This window comes from Salinimicrobium catena (genome assembly GCF_900102915.1).
In the GTDB taxonomy this organism is placed as follows: domain Bacteria; phylum Bacteroidota; class Bacteroidia; order Flavobacteriales; family Flavobacteriaceae; genus Salinimicrobium; species Salinimicrobium catena.
The window spans coordinates 1-12565 of sequence record NZ_FNGG01000019.1 but is presented as its reverse complement, the minus strand read 5'-3'; the positions used below and the strand labels follow the sequence as shown (position 1 = coordinate 12565).

Sequence of the window (12565 nt, the reverse complement as noted above, 5' to 3'; positions counted from 1 at the left end):
TTCTGAAGCAAACTCTACTATCTTTTCCAGGTAATCAATCCGCATCTGTTTTTGGCCGAGGGCTTGTTCAAGCTTCTTAATATGGTCTTGAAGTTCCCGGTTTTTCTTACTTATACTCTTGTGCTCCACTACGACTCGCGTTTCTTTTTTATAAAGATCGGAATATTTTCTGAGCCACTTGTAAACCGCTGTTTTACTTACTCCGTAAGTCCCAACTACATCGAGTACTCGAAGATCTCCTTGTTCAATCTTCCTTACTAAATCTAATTTTACTTCTTGACTAAAAGTTCTTCTTACTGTGCCATTTTTCATAGTTGAAAAGTTTGAGAAAAAGGGCAACCTATTTCAGTCTTAGTCAGTTTAAGGATTAAGGTTTAATTATTTGTTGTTTGTTGTTTGTTGTTCGTGGTTTAAGGTTTATTGGAATTTGGAATTTGATTTTTGGTGCTTGTTCTTGGTTCTCGGTTGTCAGTTCATTTCTAAATTCTTTTATCTCTGTCACTGCTCTCTTCCCTCTGTCCTCTGCCCACTGATAATTGTTCATTATCGATCCCCTCCTCAGGAGGGGTGCCCGCAGGGCGGGGTGGGTTTTTATTGGTCATTGTTGAGTTTGTAACAAAAAAAATCCCCCCGGCGTGGCTGCCGAAGGGATCTTTTACATTGAACACAAACACAAAAAGATCACATTTTCCGGCAGCAGCATGGGTAGCGCATCATGCGCATCATATTCATCACTACTGCAGAAATTGTTTTCATATTTTTTCTTCTTAGCGCCCAAAAAGGGCATTGTTTTATTCGTTTCTAAAGTGCCATTTTTCAGAAACGGCCATAAAAAAAGCCGCTGCGGTGGCAGCGGCTTTTACAAAATATCTTTTCAGGATTAAGCAATAGAGCGCGCTGCGGAAATTCTCCACATCATCATATAGCGCATCATATTGTTGATTGTCCTGTACATGTCTTCTTTTGGTATGGGACAAATGTAACGACAGAAAATTCTAACGAGCAAATAATTCTTAGAGAAAATTTATTTTTTGAGGAATGACAAGGCTTTAGAGGCCGTAAAAAATAAAGCCACGAATTCACGAATGTATTATTTTACCTCTCGACTCCGCTCGAGGTGACGTTCGGGATCATTGCTAATTGTTAATTGATCATTGGCCTGCGCTAAGGATTGAGCGGGTGTCTGAGCTCTCCCAAAGCCCTTCTGGCTTTGGGAAGCGAGCCGCGAAAGCCTGACGGGGAGGCACTTTGCCGACCCGGAGCGCCCAAAAAGTTAAAATCCACCAGCCATTTATTCCATTTTTCATACATTTGCTGCTGATTTATTACAGGGAATGATTTGACTGATTGCAACCCTTTAAAAATGCTAAAGCAGTGAGAACTTCTCTAGCGCGCTTCGTCGTCAAATTTCATTCTGAAATTAACTCAAAAAACAAAGAAGCAATGCCTTATTTATTTACTTCGGAAAGTGTTTCTGAAGGACATCCCGATAAAGTCGCCGACCAGATAAGCGACACCCTACTCGATAACTTTTTAGCGTTTGACCCGGAATCCAAAGTTGCCTGCGAAACCCTGGTGACCACGGGACAGGTGGTGCTTGCCGGCGAGGTGAAGAGCGATACTTACCTTGACGTGCAGAACATTGCCCGGGAGGTGATCAATGACATTGGCTATACCAAGGGGGCGTATAAATTCAGTGGAGATTCCTGCGGGGTGATCTCACTTATCCACGAGCAGTCCCAGGACATTAGTCAGGGGGTTGACCGCGGTAAAAAAGAGGAACAGGGCGCCGGAGACCAGGGAATGATGTTTGGTTATGCCACCAAAGAGACCGAAAACTACATGCCGCTGGCACTGGATATCTCTCACAAGATCCTTATTGAACTGGCTAAACTGCGCCGGGAAAATAAAGACATTACTTATCTGCGGCCCGATTCCAAGAGCCAGGTGACCATAGAATACAGCGATGACAACGTGCCGCAGCGCATTGACGCCATTGTGGTCTCTACCCAGCATGATGACTTTGACGAGAACGAAAAGAAGATGCTCGAGAAGATCAAAAAAGACATTATTGAGATCCTTATTCCGCGGGTGAAGGTGCAGCTGCCGGAGTACGTTCAAAAACTATTCGGGGAAGAGATCAAATACCACATCAACCCTACGGGGAAATTTGTGATTGGCGGACCGCACGGAGACACCGGGCTAACCGGAAGAAAGATCATCGTGGACACCTATGGCGGAAAAGGCGCTCACGGCGGGGGTGCGTTCTCAGGTAAAGACCCAAGTAAAGTAGACCGTTCGGCGGCCTATGCTTCGCGACACATTGCAAAAAACCTGGTGGCCGCGGGAGTGGCCGATGAGGTGCTGGTACAGGTTTCTTACGCCATAGGCGTGGTGGAACCGGTTTCCCTGCTCATCGACACCTTCGGGACCAAACATGTGGACCTCAGCAACGGGCAGATCGCCGAGAAAGTGAAAAAGATCTTTTCCATGACCCCTGCCGCTATCGAGGACCGACTGGGACTTAGAAATCCTATTTACCGGGAGACTTCTGCTTACGGGCACTTCGGAAAGGAGCCGCGCAAAGAAACAAAGGTTTTCGAGAGTCCGTACAACGGAAGGATCACCAAGGAAGTGGAATTGTTCACCTGGGAAAAATTGGATTTTGTTGACCAGATCAAGAAAGAGTTTGGATTATAATTCCAGCTCAGAAAGCATCGAAGAACGCCTTCCTTTTGGGAGGCGTTTTTTGTTGAAGATTGGAAATAAAAATTCTGGTCAAGTTTTAATTGACCTATTTCAAAACGTGAGTTGCGAGAAGTTGCTGAACTTCATAAACATTTACCGATTTATTAAATCTCCTGGAAATACTGGGCTGCTGCTCGCCGGAAATCCAGATCTTCAGCTCAGCATCAAGATCGAAAGTTCCTGCAGTTTCAACACTAAACCTGGAGATGCTTTTGTAAAGCACAGATAAATATTCGGTCTTCCTCCCGGTTAGACCTTGTTTATCTACCAGTATCAGCCTCTTGTCGGTAAAGATAAAGGTATCTCTCACCAGTTTAAAGCCAATTTGGATCTGCTCATTAGGAGTAAGAAGTTGTTCGTACTCGGCATGTAGTTTTTGTTTATCTACCGCCCCGGCGTTGCCCATTAAGGATGAAAAAATTCCCATTGTTCTTACTATTTTTAAAATTTATGAGGAAGATAAATTAATTTACCAAAGAATCTGGTAAAGTCATAGATATTTTGTTTCAGAAAGCTTTAACAAGCTGCCACTTCTTTAATCCCTATTTTTAGGAGAATCAAAATCTCCTTCCTATGTCTCTCTTCGGAAAAGTTAAGAACACCATCAACCTTTTAAAGAACATCGATTTGGACCAATTGGCGAAGATCAATGAGCAGATCGACCTTACAGAAGCCATGAACACTTTGGGCCAGCTGGATGAACGTCAGCTGAAGGGCCTAATGAAAATGCTGAAGACCAAGCGTCGCAAAGGCCAGGCCGACCTGCCTCCCATTGATGGAGATTTCTACAACCTGGACCTGAAGCTTACCCAGGAGCAACGTGACCTGCAGATCAAGGTGCGTAACTTCATGGAAGACGAGGTGCGGCCCCTGATCAACGATCACTGGAACCGGGCGAAATTCCCTTTTGAGATCATCGAAAAGTTCAAAAAACTGAACATTACCGGGGTTCCTTACGAAGGTTACGGCTGCCCCAATCTGCCCTTTTTGATGGAAGGCATCATCGCGCAGGAGATCGCCCGGGTTGACGTTTCCATTTCCACCTTTTTCGGGGTGCACAGCGGGCTGGCCATGGGTTCCATCTATCTCTGCGGAAGCGAGGAACAGAAGGAGGAATGGCTCCCAAAGATGCAAAGACTGGAAAAGATCGGCGCTTTTGGGCTTACCGAACCAAACGTGGGAAGCGGAGTGGCCGGCGGACTGGAAACCACCTGCAAGTTTGACGGAGAGAATTGGGTGATCAACGGACAAAAAAAATGGATAGGAAATGCCACTTTTGCCGATGTCATCATCATCTGGGCCAGGGATGAAGATTCCAATCAGGTGAAGGGTTTCCTGGTGAAAAAAGACAATCCCGGCTTCAAGGCCGAGAAGATGGAAGACAAAATGGCCCTGCGCATAGTTCAGAACGCGCTGATCACCCTAACCGATTGCAAAGTAGCGGAAAACGACCGGCTTCAAAAAGCCGATTCTTTCAAGGACACAGCCAATGTGCTGCGCATGACCCGCGCGGGAGTGGCCTGGCAGGCTGTGGGCTGTGCCCGCGGCGCCTATGAAAGCGCCCTAAAATATACCAAAAAGCGGGAGCAGTTCGGAAGGCCCATCGCCTCTTATCAGCTTATTCAGAATCACCTTGTAGAGATGATCTCCAACCTCACCTCAATGCAAACCTTGTGTTTCAGGCTTTCTGAACTGCAGGATGAAGGGCAGTTGGAGGATGAACATGCTTCTCTGGCTAAGGTTTATTGCAGCATGAGAATGCGCGACGTGGTAAGCAGGGCCCGCGAAGTCATGGGCGGCAACGGAATTCTACTTGAATATGACGTGGCCCGGTTCGTGGCCGATGCCGAAGCCATTTACAGTTATGAAGGCACCAAAGAGATCAACTCCCTCATCGTGGGCCGGGCTATCACCGGGTACAGCGCGTTCGTGAGTTAAGTGAGACGATAGACTTTAGACGGTAGACGATATATTTTTATCTCAGAACTGAAGATCTGAGCTAAAAATTTAACTTTATTACGCAAAATTAATCCAGCAGCTAAGTGGATTAGACGGAGGGAAAGAAAAAGAGGATCAAGAAGCAAGACTCTGATCTACCGTCAAAAGACTAACTACTAAAAACCAAAAAATGTCCTTTCTAATCATAAGTACAGCCAGAGATCCACAGGTGTGGATAGATGCCTTAAAGCAACAGCAACCCGATCTTGAGATCGAAGCGTATCCGGAAGTAAAACATCCTGAGAAGGTGGAATTCGTACTAACCTGGAAACACCCTCACGGCGCCTTCAGCCAGTTTCCGAATCTGAAGGTCATCGCCTCGATGGGCGCGGGCATTGATCACATCATCAATGACCCTGACATTCCCGAGGGAGTGCAGATAACCCGCGTCATCGATGAGCAACTGACGGAAGATATGGCTGTTTTCGTGCTTTCCCTGTGCCTGGAGCACCTCAGGAACCTGTCCTTTCACCATTGCAACAGGAACTGGGAGCCACTACCGTACAAACGCCCCGAAGATCTGCAGGTAGGTATTATGGGATTGGGCGTTCTTGGAGTGGCGGCTGCAGAAAAGCTCATCCGCAATAAGTTCAATGTGAACGGCTGGAGGAAGACAAGGAAAGATATTCTGGGAGTCAATACCTATTACGGGGAGGACCAGCTGGAGGATTTCCTCAAAAATTCAGATATCCTGGTGTGTTTGCTCCCGCTTACCTCGGAAACCGAAAATATCCTGAACAGGGAACTTTTTCAGAAATTACCAAAAGATGCGTATCTTATCAATGTCGCCCGCGGCAATCATTTGGTAGAAGAAGACCTGCTTGAGATGATCGACAACGGGCATCTTTCCGGGGCCGGCCTGGATGTATTCAGGCAGGAACCGCTCCCAAAGGATCATGCCTTCTGGAAGCACGAAAAGATAAAGATCACCCCCCATATTGCCAGTGTCACCAATCCGGAGACGGTAGTTCCCCAGCTACTCGACAATTTCCGGAAAATGAAAAACGAAAGCCCCCTTAATAACCTTGTCTCCCGCGAAAAAGAGTATTGATCTAAAAGCTGAACATTATGACCGAACTGAAGAACATCCTGGTTGCTGTAGATTTTAACGATGCTGTGGGGGAACTCCTGGGCTATGCAGAGGGCCTGGCTGAAAAGTTCGGCGCAAAAGTGTGGGTGGTCCATGTGGCCGAACCCGATGCCGATTTTGTGGGTATGGAACCCGGGCCTCAGTATATTAGGGATTTTAAAGCCGAAGATCTGCGGGAAGTACACCGTAACCTGCAAAGCATCTGCAAAACCTTCCTGGGAGAAGAGGTAGAACATGAAGCTTTGCTCATCCAGGGCTCTACGGTAGAGACCGTCCTGGAAGAGGCTCAAAAACTTAAGTCTGACCTGCTTATCGTGGGGACTCACAAATACAGCTTTTTGCACAACCTGCTGCAGGAAAGGGTTTCTTTAAAACTGCTGAAAAAAGCCAGCATTCCGGTGCTTACAGTGCCTATTGAAGAAGACTGAGGGGTTCATGGTGTATGGTTTATGGTTTATGGTTCATTGTTCATGGTTCATTGTTCATTGTTAAAACCTGTAGAACAAATAGAGTCCGGCAGAGGGTAGAACGTCGCCTGAAAAATCAAGTTCTAAATCCCAGAAAGAATGAGGCCTTTCTTTTTTAACTTTCTCATCACTTATTAAAAGTACCATTAGGCCAGCTTCTATGGCTATTCCAAATTTCGGCGATAAATTTATCTCCCTGCCAATCCTGGGCGCCAAAACAAGATCGGAATTTCTTTCCCATTCATCTTCCAGATGCAGGTAGCTAAGGCCCATTTTCCCATACCAGGGTTTCGTTGGAGTAAATTTCGAGGTACCACCAAAATGGTAATAGAAATTGCCTGAAACTCCAAAATTTTCCTCCTCGTACCATGGGAATGACCCTGCCAAAAAGCTTACCTGTGTGTTCTTCAACTGTATATGCAAACCCAGATTAAGAAGTTCAGGCACCCCAATACCTGTGGAAATCTTAAATCCTTCCTGCCCGGTTGCCTTTCCTGCAAAGGCAAAGAGAAGGCAGCAGAAAAGGACTTCAAAAAAGTTAATTTTCATGTCATTTCATTTTGGTCGGTCAAAAAAATAGTCCGGTTTCACCTATTTATGAGGAGCTTTTCCTAAATCCGGAACCGAAAGATTCTTTATTTTATCCTGGAGGAGCTTATCTGCACATCGGCTGTGGCCCAACTTTTCCTTAGGGCATCTTCCATCTGTTTCACCCCGGCAGTGTTTCCCATTTTTTGGTAGGCCAGCTTAAGGCCGTGTTGTGCCCAGCCGTTCTTAGGGTAATTTTTAAGATCTTTGTCGAGGGTTTTTACTGCATCTTCATATTTACCAGCTTCTATCTGTACAGCGCCCAGGTTGTGCCTTACTGAAAAGAACCAGTCGGGCGGCTCCTGAAAATTAAGAGCATCCTCCATGGCCACGGCTTCCTGCAGTTGAATGATGCTTTCGTCAAATTTCCCTTCAGCAGCCAGGATCTCTCCTCTTAACACCTTCTCTGCAATGGCCACAATGGAATGCATGGTATTGATCTCCCAAAGCCTCATTTCCTTCAGGCTTTCATCCTGTGCCAGCACCTCCAGCTCTTTCAGTTCGGCTTTTGCCTTTTGAAGATCGTTCTTTCCCAGGAAAGCCATTCCGCGGGCATAATGGGAGATAGCTTCGGGATACAGTAGCGAATCGGAAAGTCTTCGGGAAAGGATCTTATCCCACTCTCCAAACTTCACCTCTACAAAATACGGGATCATGTAATAATGCTGCAGCGTGGCCCAACCCGGCTCTTTCATCACCTGCTGATGTATGCGAGCTGCCAGTTCATTGGCACCCATAAAGGCCCAATTGCTGTTGCCTTCAAGAGTGGCCGTAGCCGCCAAAAAATGGTAGTTGTGCGGATAGTAAGCCAGCGGATAGATGCCCTGGGCGTGGCACAGGGTAACGTACGCGCTGTCTACCTCAACCGCCCTTATATTGGCCTGGCTGCCCTTATGATAATCGCCGGTTTGTATATAGGTATGTGCAGGCATGTGCATGAGGTGCCCTGCTCCAGGTACCAGCCCGTCATCGAATTTTTTCGCACTGGCAAGGGCTCTTTCCGGCGCGTTGGAAGCTTCGGTAGCATGAATGTAAAAGTGATGAGCCCCGGGATGATCAGGGTTCTTCTCCATCAGTTTTTCCAGCAAGGCGATCACTCCGGGAGTCCACTCCCTGGGTTCGCCATTTTGGTCATACAGGTTCCACGGGTACAGGTCCATCACCGATTCGGCATAAAGAGCAGCGACATCGGGGTCATCAGGGTACTGTTGGTAGACCTGTTTCATGGCTTCGGAATAGACCTCGTCCAGCTCCCGCCGGTCTTCAACCGGTTCAGCAACATATCTTTTGGCAAGGGCATTAATAAGTCCCTGTTCTTTCTGAGTGGCGTTGCCCGAAAGTTCTTTGGCGGTCATAACCGCTTTATACGCCCTTTGGGAATTATCGGCTTCCATTCCCGCGTTATAGTTGGGACCGAGGACCAAAGCATATCCCCAGTAACACATGGCACAGTCAGGGTCGAGCTTTGAGGCATAGTAAAACGATCTCGCCGCCTCGGCATGATTAAAACCATAGGAAAGCACCAGGCCCTGATCGAAGTATTTTTGGGCTTCAGCATCATCAGTAGTAATGGGATAATGCAGTACATCAAGCCCATCAATAATGGGCGCCTTGTTATCTTTTTGGTACCAGGCGGTATCCACGGTCATGGGGGCACAGCCGTAGGAAGAACTCACAACCGGCCTCTCGGTCACCTCTTGCTGTACAGGCCCGGATTCTTTACAGGAAAAAACAGCAAAGGCCAGCAGCAGCAAAAACTTCATTCTTTTCATAACTCCCCCTTTTTCACCCTTCCTATAAATTTAATCTAAATTATTGTTTATCAGACACTCACATGTAGAATATCTATAATTCCACCTAAACAAATTGAACACCTTCAAAAAATGAAACCCGGAGAACATCTTTAAGATCAGATTTTCCACCTCTCTTTGCCCAAATTCCTAAAGTTGTAATTATCTTGTTGCTCCTTAAAATCCTATTCCAGATGATCTCCAAACAGGACCTACAGGCTGTACATGAGCGCATAAAACCCTATATCCATAACACCCCTGTTCTCACTTCGCGACTGCTGAATGAAATGAGCGGGGCAGAACTGTTCTTTAAGTGCGAAAACTTTCAGCGGATGGGCGCTTTTAAGATGAGGGGTGCGGCAAATGCCATTTTGAACCTTCCGAAGGAAAAACAGGAAAAAGGCGTGGTGACTCATTCCTCCGGAAACTTCGCCCAGGCGGTTTCCCTGGCGGCAAAAAGTCTTGGAGTGCCGGCTTACATCGTGATGCCTTCCACGGCACCGCAGGTAAAAAAGGATGCGGTAAAAGGCTACGGCGGGAAGATCACCGAATGCCCTCCTACCCTGCCCGAAAGGGAAAAAGCAGCCCAAAAGATCATGGAAAGGACCGGGGCCACCTTTGTGCATCCCTCAAATGACCTTGACGTGATCTATGGACAAGGCACTGCGGCTATCGAGCTGCTGGAAGAGCAGCCGGACCTTGAGGTGGTGGTCACTCCTGTTGGCGGTGGCGGACTTATCGCCGGGACCGCTCTCGCCGCGAATTACTTCGGAAAGAATTGTAAGACCGTTGGTGCAGAACCTTTTGAAGCTGATGATGCCTGGCGCTCTCTGCAAAGCGGAAAGATAGAAGAGAATGCAACCACCAACACCATCGCCGATGGATTAAAAACCCAGCTAGGAGAAAAGAATTTCCCGATCATACAAAAACTGGTCTCTGAGATCATTCGTGTGGAAGAAAACGAGATCATTGCTGCGATGAAGCTCATCTGGGAACGCATGAAGCTCGTAGTGGAACCCTCGAGTGCCACCGCGCTTGCTGCCATACTTCGGCAAAAAGAAAAGTTCAAAGGCAAAAAAGTGGGGATCATCATCTCTGGTGGAAATGTCGACCTTCAAAAACTTCCTTTTTAGATCTTAAAATTAGAATTGAGATCTAACCACCTGTGCATAAAGCTACGGCGGGTGAGAACATGGCCCGCCTTCACATAAAGCTCCGGCGGGTAAAAATTTGGGATTTGGGATTTGAAATTTATTTCTTAGAATCCTTCTCACATTCCCTTTTGATATCCTCCAGTTGATCCTCACTTATCCAGTTCATTTTTAGCGCGTGTTTGGCGGCGGTATAGGTTTCCTCCAGTAAAAGCATTTCAGCACCCATGGCTTCCACCTTTTTCTTGATCTCCTTCACTTCTTTGTCCCGTTCGTCGGGTGTCACATCCCTGATGTAGATCCCAATGATCTGGGACGGGTATTCCTTCAGTATCTCGTAGTAGGTTTCGGGATCTTTTTCCCCGCTGTCACCAATGCAGATGAATTTCAGGTGCGGATAATTATCCAATACATGCCTTATGCGCTCTATCTTATGGGCGCTTCCTTTGGTCTCAATCCTCCCCTCTTCGCTGCCGATCCCTTTGTTCTTCAGGAACAACGGCCCTTCAGGAATATCGTGGTACTTGAAAAAATTGATCAGCAGGTCATACAGGTTCCATTCGCTGCCCGAAACAAAAAAGAGCGGATTCACTCCTTTTTCATCCTTTCCTTTCTGAAGGGCCCGTAAAAAAGCGGCTATGCCCGGGAAGGGCGTTCTCTCGGAAGCATCATCGAACAATGACAGTTTCAGCCTGGCCAGCAGATCGGATATCCTGGAAACCATGACGGTATCATCAATGTCTGAAATGATCCCGAACTCGGTATCCTTATCGGGAACGAAAATGACGCCTTCAGTTTCGGTCTCATCTTCATCAGTTTTGGTTTCCAGCAATTCCAGTTTTACCTTTTTCCCGTGTTTGTTATAATCTATGGGAGCATCAAAATTGAATTCGAATTCAAAAAAACCTTCCTCATCGGTCTGCATTTCCTGCTCCCGGCCGGCAAAACTCGCCTTCACCTTTATCTTCGGAATTTCATCGGTTTCGAATCTTTTGTAGGTATCCTTCAGATGCTGCCAGTCAGAACCTTCGGGATCTTTCTGTTTTACCTTTTCATTTTCCAGCACCCTGCCTTTGATGAACACATAATGCTCATTTCCGAAGCCGTAAAAGGGAAATATCTTAATAGGCTCCAGCAGGTTGAACCGGTCCTTAAAATTGAATTTTGCCATAGACAACAGGTGTTCGGCTCTGGCAACAGCATTCTTCAGGTTCTCCTTAAGTTCCTCTTTCATAGGTTTTCTTTTGAAGATACGAAGAAATAAGAGATCTCAACCGTCAGTGCGAGTGACAGGTTCGAACTGATAGTAGGAACCAACATTTCAGAAAAGTTTAAAAATAAGTTTCCCAAAACCGCTTATCTTGCTGTCCCTAACTAAAGATCAATTATGGCTTCAGGAATTTTTGCGCTGCTTGACGATATTGCAACTTTAATGGACGACGTGGCGGTGATGGGAAAGGTCGCCGGAAAAAAGACCGCCGGATTACTGGGCGATGATCTCGCCGTAAATGCCGAAAAGGCTTCAGGATTCATGTCTTCCCGGGAATTACCCGTACTATGGGCGATCACCAAAGGTTCTTTTCTCAACAAACTCATCATCCTTCCTGCCGCATTCTTACTGAGTGCTTTTCTTCCCGCAGCCATAACAGTAATCCTGCTTATAGGGGGACTATATTTAGCATATGAGGGGGCAGAAAAGATCTATGAATTCTTCTTTCCCCATGCTCATCCTGAGGAAAAGCCAAAACTCGAAAAACTTTCAAAGGAAGAGGTACTCGCCAAAGAAAAGGAAAAGATCAAATCGGCCATTTTAACCGACTTTATACTTTCTGTTGAGATCGTGATCATCGCATTGGGCACGGTTACAGACGCCCCTTTGCTGAATCAGATCCTGGTGGTTACCCTTATCGCATTTGTAGCTACCGTGGGTGTTTACGGCCTTGTAGCATTGATCGTCAGAATGGATGAGTTCGGAGCGAAACTTATCGATCTAAACGAAAGAGAAGACAGCTTTTCAGACAAGATCGGTCAGTTCCTGATAAACGCCCTGCCAAAGGTCATTAGAGGTCTTACGATAATAGGCACTATTGCCCTCTGTTTAGTCTCCGGCGGAATATTTGTACACAATATACATTTCCTGCACGACCTCCTTCCCGGAATTCCGCTTATCATCACCGAATTTTTGATCGGACTTGTAGTCGGGTTCATCGTATTGTTAGTCATAAAGATGGCGACCGGCCTGTGGAAGAAAGTAAAGAAGTAAGAACAAAGCCGTCAGTTCGAGTGATCGCGACACAGGAGCGGTCGTATCGAGAACGACGGTATTTGTGCTTCGCCTCTGTTCTCGATACATTTTTCCTTCGCTCACGCTCAGTAAAAACACCTGCCTGCCGGCCTTTAGATTTGGCTAATCAATTTTTTCTATGGTTCTTATTGAAAATAAAAAGAACGGGGTGAACTTTCTGCCGGCCAGGTTGACGACCCATTGCCTGTATTAGTCCCCGTTCTTTAATTCGGTTGCCAGAACCATATAGGATATTAGCCTTGCTTTTAAAGGTCTTAGTTAAAGCAACCTTTCTTGAAAAATAAAATTATGGAAAAAATTAGAGAAGTTGTTGGTATCGACATTAGTAAATTGACTTTGGATGTGTGTCTCCACCGTAATGGAGGTAGTTTCAGAACTTCCAATGATTATTGTGGAATTGAGGATTTGATTAATCGGATATTTTCCCA

At 46.3% G+C, this 12565-nt stretch carries 13 protein-coding genes; 6 read left to right on the top strand and 7 right to left on the bottom strand.

Annotation, left to right across the window (positions count from 1 at the left end):
* From BLS64_RS14830 to BLS64_RS14820, 3 genes are all read right to left on the bottom strand, one after another.
* A partial coding sequence (locus BLS64_RS14830) for a transposase (RefSeq protein WP_093228682.1) occupies nt 1–312 on the bottom strand: 312 nt, incomplete at its 3' end.
* A gap of 343 nt (nt 313–655) precedes the next feature.
* Nucleotides 656–778: a hypothetical protein gene (locus tag BLS64_RS15415; RefSeq protein WP_256325201.1), complete on the bottom strand. Its 123-nt coding sequence runs from the start codon at nt 776–778 to the stop codon at nt 656–658.
* A gap of 13 nt (nt 779–791) precedes the next feature.
* Nucleotides 792–977, bottom strand: coding sequence for a hypothetical protein (locus BLS64_RS14820; RefSeq protein ID WP_093114502.1), 186 nt, complete (start codon nt 975–977; stop codon nt 792–794).
* 466 nt (nt 978–1443) lie between these two features.
* On the opposite strand from BLS64_RS14820, the gene metK reads away from it, so the two are divergent.
* Nucleotides 1444–2700, top strand: coding sequence for a methionine adenosyltransferase (gene metK, locus BLS64_RS14815; protein WP_093114501.1), 1257 nt, complete (start codon nt 1444–1446; stop codon nt 2698–2700).
* A gap of 94 nt (nt 2701–2794) precedes the next feature.
* Here the strand turns inward: metK and BLS64_RS14810 are convergent, their stop codons facing one another.
* Entirely contained in the window at nt 2795–3175 is a 381-nt protein-coding gene (locus BLS64_RS14810) for a PH domain-containing protein (RefSeq protein WP_093114500.1), read from the bottom strand.
* Between the two features lie 146 nt (nt 3176–3321).
* Here BLS64_RS14810 and BLS64_RS14805 point away from each other — a divergent pair, with 146 nt between their 5' ends.
* The 3 genes from BLS64_RS14805 to BLS64_RS14795 all read left to right on the top strand — a co-directional run bounded on the left by BLS64_RS14805 (nt 3322) and on the right by BLS64_RS14795 (nt 6264).
* Nucleotides 3322–4686 carry an acyl-CoA dehydrogenase family protein gene (locus BLS64_RS14805; RefSeq protein ID WP_093114499.1) on the top strand — a complete coding sequence of 455 codons (1365 nt, stop codon included), beginning with the start codon at nt 3322–3324 and terminating at the stop codon, nt 4684–4686.
* 190 nt (nt 4687–4876) lie between these two features.
* Complete coding sequence (locus BLS64_RS14800) at nt 4877–5797, top strand: 2-hydroxyacid dehydrogenase (protein WP_093114498.1); 921 nt, start codon at nt 4877–4879, stop codon at nt 5795–5797.
* Nucleotides 5798–5814: 17 nt separating this feature from the next.
* Nucleotides 5815–6264, top strand: a complete 450-nt coding sequence (locus BLS64_RS14795) for a universal stress protein (RefSeq protein ID WP_093114497.1) — start codon at nt 5815–5817, stop codon at nt 6262–6264.
* Between the two features lie 60 nt (nt 6265–6324).
* On the opposite strand, the gene BLS64_RS14790 is transcribed toward BLS64_RS14795, so the two are convergent.
* Nucleotides 6325–6852 (bottom strand): hypothetical protein, encoded by a 528-nt coding sequence (locus BLS64_RS14790; RefSeq protein WP_093114496.1) that lies wholly within the window; start codon nt 6850–6852, stop codon nt 6325–6327.
* Nucleotides 6853–6938: 86 nt separating this feature from the next.
* The gene (locus BLS64_RS14785) at nt 6939–8663 is read right to left on the bottom strand and encodes a tetratricopeptide repeat protein (RefSeq protein WP_245693496.1); all 1725 of its coding nucleotides are present in this window, start codon (nt 8661–8663) and stop codon (nt 6939–6941) included.
* Between the two features lie 212 nt (nt 8664–8875).
* Between BLS64_RS14785 and BLS64_RS14780 the strand changes: the two genes are divergently transcribed.
* Nucleotides 8876–9814 carry a pyridoxal-phosphate dependent enzyme gene (locus BLS64_RS14780; protein WP_093114495.1) on the top strand — a complete coding sequence of 313 codons (939 nt, stop codon included), beginning with the start codon at nt 8876–8878 and terminating at the stop codon, nt 9812–9814.
* A gap of 118 nt (nt 9815–9932) precedes the next feature.
* Here BLS64_RS14780 and BLS64_RS14775 read toward each other — a convergent pair whose 3' ends face one another.
* Nucleotides 9933–11066, bottom strand: a complete 1134-nt coding sequence (locus BLS64_RS14775; protein WP_093114494.1) for an App1 family protein — start codon at nt 11064–11066, stop codon at nt 9933–9935.
* Between the two features lie 153 nt (nt 11067–11219).
* Here BLS64_RS14775 and BLS64_RS14770 point away from each other — a divergent pair, with 153 nt between their 5' ends.
* On the top strand, nt 11220–12095 hold the full coding sequence (locus BLS64_RS14770) for a DUF808 domain-containing protein (RefSeq protein ID WP_093114493.1): 876 nt from the start codon (nt 11220–11222) through the stop codon (nt 12093–12095).
* Nucleotides 12096–12565 lie beyond the last annotated feature (470 nt).